1 pseudogene is annotated in these 322 nt (G+C 58.7%); it reads right to left on the bottom strand.

The annotated features are described in order from the left end of the window. Nucleotides 1–43 precede the first annotated feature (43 nt). Nucleotides 44–322 (bottom strand): annotated as a pseudogene (locus SB753_RS35875) (amino acid ABC transporter substrate-binding protein); the annotation flags it as partial.

Genomic DNA, 322 nt, shown 5'->3' with positions numbered 1-322 from the left:
CCTTATCGAGCGGCAGCTAATGCCTACGCCAACGCAAACAAACTCAGCGCGCGAGCGCTGGATCGATTTCATTACCCGTCAATCCAAACCTTGCCATGCTGGCGCGATGATCTTCCGAGCCCAGATATAAACGAAGTTGCCGGTTCACCGCATTAATCAGCTCGCTGTTCTTTCGATTAAACGAGAACGCTCCGAGCGGGGGCGTGTGCTGCGCACCGTCCGTTGCCCGCTTGTGCGCCACCGCCTCGAGCGTTGAGCCACCGACCCGACTCGCAACTATGCGATTGCCCAACGCGGTGCTCGCATACGCATCGATCTCGCG

It is taken from the genome of Paraburkholderia sp. SIMBA_053 (assembly GCF_046534895.1).
Taxonomy (GTDB): domain Bacteria; phylum Pseudomonadota; class Gammaproteobacteria; order Burkholderiales; family Burkholderiaceae; genus Paraburkholderia; species Paraburkholderia caledonica.
The sequence above is the reverse complement of the archived record's forward strand: the minus strand, read 5'-3'. Positions and strand labels throughout refer to the sequence as shown.